Origin of the sequence: Acinetobacter sp. (genome assembly GCF_049284435.1) — a bacterium.
GTDB lineage: Bacteria > Pseudomonadota > Gammaproteobacteria > Pseudomonadales > Moraxellaceae > Acinetobacter.
The window spans coordinates 1-3,172 of sequence record NZ_JBAPXX010000143.1; the positions used below are offsets into that span (position 1 = coordinate 1).

At 46.3% G+C, this 3,172-nt stretch carries 4 protein-coding genes; all 4 read left to right on the forward strand.

Annotated features, from left to right (window positions below; translation table 11 throughout):
* Positions 1–1,039 (forward strand): NAD(P)H-dependent glycerol-3-phosphate dehydrogenase (locus WAK81_RS12870; protein WP_422197326.1); only part of this gene is annotated, 1,039 nt, incomplete at its 5' end.
* Between the two features lie 76 nt (positions 1,040–1,115).
* Positions 1,116–1,571: a phosphoglycerate mutase family protein gene (locus WAK81_RS12875; RefSeq protein WP_422197328.1), complete on the forward strand. Its 456-nt coding sequence runs from the start codon at positions 1,116–1,118 to the stop codon at positions 1,569–1,571.
* A gap of 30 nt (positions 1,572–1,601) precedes the next feature.
* A complete protein-coding gene (gspL, locus tag WAK81_RS12880) occupies positions 1,602–2,741 on the forward strand; it encodes a type II secretion system protein GspL (RefSeq protein WP_422197330.1) in 1,140 nt (379 codons plus the stop codon).
* A partial coding sequence (gene gspM / locus WAK81_RS12885) for a type II secretion system protein GspM (protein WP_422197332.1) occupies positions 2,741–3,172 on the forward strand: 432 nt, incomplete at its 3' end. The genes gspL and gspM, both read left to right, overlap by 1 nt.

Sequence of the window (3,172 nt, forward strand, 5' to 3'; positions counted from 1 at the left end):
GGTTGCAGTTGATCATAAGACAGCTTTAAGAGTCACGGTATTGGGTGGGGGCAGCTTTGGTACTGCAATGGCCAATACTGCAGTGCGTAATGGTTGCAATACCATGATTTGGATTCGTGATGAAGCAGTTGCGGCAGATATTAATGCCACGCATATCAATAAACGCTATTTGCCAGATTTCCGGTTAGAAGAAAGTCTGCTGGCTGTGTCAGATCTGGAACAGGCTGTGCGTGATCGCGATATTATTTTAGTCGCTATACCGAGTCATTCCTTCCGGGATGTCTTGCAGCAAATCAAACCTTTTATTACATCGCAAGCCGTGATCTCGCTGACCAAGGGTATTGAAGCCAAAACCTTTAGTTTCATGAGTGATATTATTCGCGAAGTTTTGCCTGAAGTACCTTATGGCGTGTTATCAGGACCGAATCTGGCCAAAGAAATTGTGGCAGGACAGCCGGCAGGAACCGTGATTGCCAGTCATTCTGAACTGGTACGTTATGCAGTACAGCAAGCCTTGCATAGTGCCTTGTTCCGCGTATTCGCCAGTGATGATGTGCATGGCGTAGAACTCGGTGGTGCATTAAAAAATATTTATGCTGTCGCGATGGGTATGGCCGCTGCGTATAACGTGGGTGAAAATACCAAGAGTATGATTCTGACCCGTGCCTTGGCCGAAATGAGCCGTTTTGCAGTGAAACTCGGTGCCAATCCGCTGACTTTCCTTGGGCTTTCAGGTGTGGGTGATTTGTTCGCAACCTGTAGCAGTCCGCTCAGCCGTAATTATCAGGTGGGCTACGCGCTTGGCAAGGGTAAGACTTTGGAGCAGGCGACGACTGAACTGGGTCAAACGGCAGAAGGGATTAATACTATTGTGCAGGTCAAGGCACGTTCGGAAGAGCTCGATGTGTATATGCCAATTACCTCGGCCTTGTATGATGTGATTTTTGAAGGTGCGCCGCCACTCAATATTGCATTGTCATTGATGAAAAACGGGCATCGCAGTGATGTCGAATTTGTCTTGCCACATCATCAAGTCTGATCTATAACACAGGGACTGTCTGCGAATTGACATAATCGCTGCTTATCATGCAGGCAAAAGAATATAAGGAAATCAAATGCAACTGACTTTAGTTCGACATGGCGAGGCCGCACCACCGGTCAATGGTAATGACACCAAGCGACCTTTAACGGAGCGTGGTCATCAACAGGCTGAGCAAACTGCACAGTTCTTAAAGGATCTGATTAAGCCTGAAGTCTTTGTGGTCAGTCCGTTATTGCGAGCGCAGGAAACTCTGGCACATTTGCAGCATTATTTTAAAGATGTGCCGGTGGTGATCTGTAATACCATCAAACCGGATGATGATGCCAAAGTCGCAGTGGAATGGTTGTCGCAACTGCCTTATGAGTCGATTGCAGTGGTGTGTCATATGAATGTGGTGGCACATATTTCTTCCATTCTGCTGGCTGAATCTTTTCATCCTTATGCATTGGCAGAAGCACGTATTTATGATCAGGCGGTGATTGCCCCTGGCTTATCCACACAGATAAAAAGCTTTATTCCTACACTATAAAAAATTAATTAAAACGGCAGAACACAATCAATGTTGTATTTATGGATGCCAGAAGCCAATGGGGTTTGGCAATGGTCAACTGGGGAATTCTGGAACACTGCGGACACACTAGAGCAGCTGATTCAGGATATACAGGCTCATCATGGCGAAGAGGCGGTGGTGTTTTTTCCGAGCCGTCATGTGCAAATTTTGCAGCAGACCTTGCCCAAGAGCCAATATAAGAAAATGGGTAATGATGGCATTAAATATTTGCTTGAAGAATATGTGGTTCTGCCGGTAGATGCCATGAAAGTGCTGCATCATTTTCAGCAGCCAGATCAGATCAGCATTATGGGGATTGCGAATTCGACGCTTGAGACTTTGCAACATGCTTTAAACCTGATTCCAGTCAAGCTGGCAGCTTTATTGCCGGACTTTTTAGTGCTGCCGGTTCCTGATGCCAATCAGCGTGTGATTGCTCAAATTGGTGGGCGTTTGCTGGTGCGTGAGTCGGAATATATTGGCCAGTCGCTGGATGATCTGAGCCTTTATCTGGATTATCAGCCCAAGGACCTCAGCTATAAGGTGAGCAACCTGAATCAGGAGCAGTTGCGTAGTCTGGAAGCACTCATCACTCAGGAGCAACTGGAGTCTTTCCAATATGGTATTCCTGTACTGAAAAAACCGAAACAGCATCCGTTTAATGTATTGCCTAAAGCAAAATCTGATGGTGCTATTTCCGGTTACTGGAAAGCCTGCGCGGCGGTTTTTCTGGGTATTTTGGTATTGCAGTTTAGTTATGATGCTGTGCGCTGGTATCAATATAAGAAAGTGGCGAATCAGACCGCCGCGCAAGCCATTGACCAGTTTAAATACTGGTTTGGACAAAATTATCCGGTCACTGAGCAGAATATCAAAAGTCAGTTTGAAGGGCAGTTGCGTCAAAGCCAGATTGCAGATACACACGCATTGCAGCTGATTAGTCGGGTGGGGGCAGTCTTGATGCAAAATCAGATTGTGGCACAACGGGTGAATTATGATGCTTCTGTGTTAAGTATGGAACTTAAAGCCAATTCATCAGAAACGTTAAATGCACTGACCACGCAATTGAGCCAGCAAGGCTTCAAGGTGGAGCTGGGGAATATTCAGGCCAGCGGAACAGCTGCGATCGGACTGGTGAGGATTCAATAATGAAAGGCATTGAAGTGCTACAAAATCGTATGGATCAGTCTTTTGAAAAACTGAATGATTATCTGGACAGCCTGTCGGTACGTGAACGGGTAATGGTGATTTTTACCACTGTTTTTGTGATTGTAGCGGCGGTCGGTTCTGCACTCTGGTATATGCATCAGGCGGCAGACACCCAGCAAAAACGCTTAAATCAGCTGAAAGATACCATTGTCTGGATGCAAAGTAATGCCGTGACCATGAAACCGGCTGGGGACACGCAACTGGATGCTGCAGAAAAAGTACAGCGGGTCGCACAGCAGCAAGGATTGTCGGTGGCTTCCCAGCAAATGGAAGGAAAAATTCAATTGGCGGTCATGCATGAAAATTATGCAGTGCTGGCAAATTTCCTGACTCAGCTGGCACAAATGGGGCTAAGTATCGAGAAAATGGAA

Coding starts and splice junctions, on each gene's coding strand:
- WAK81_RS12875 (WP_422197328.1), top strand. CDS start 1,116: ATGCAACTGACTTTAGTTCGACATGGCGAGGCCGCACCACCGGTCAAT.
- gspL (WP_422197330.1), top strand. CDS start 1,602: ATGTTGTATTTATGGATGCCAGAAGCCAATGGGGTTTGGCAATGGTCA.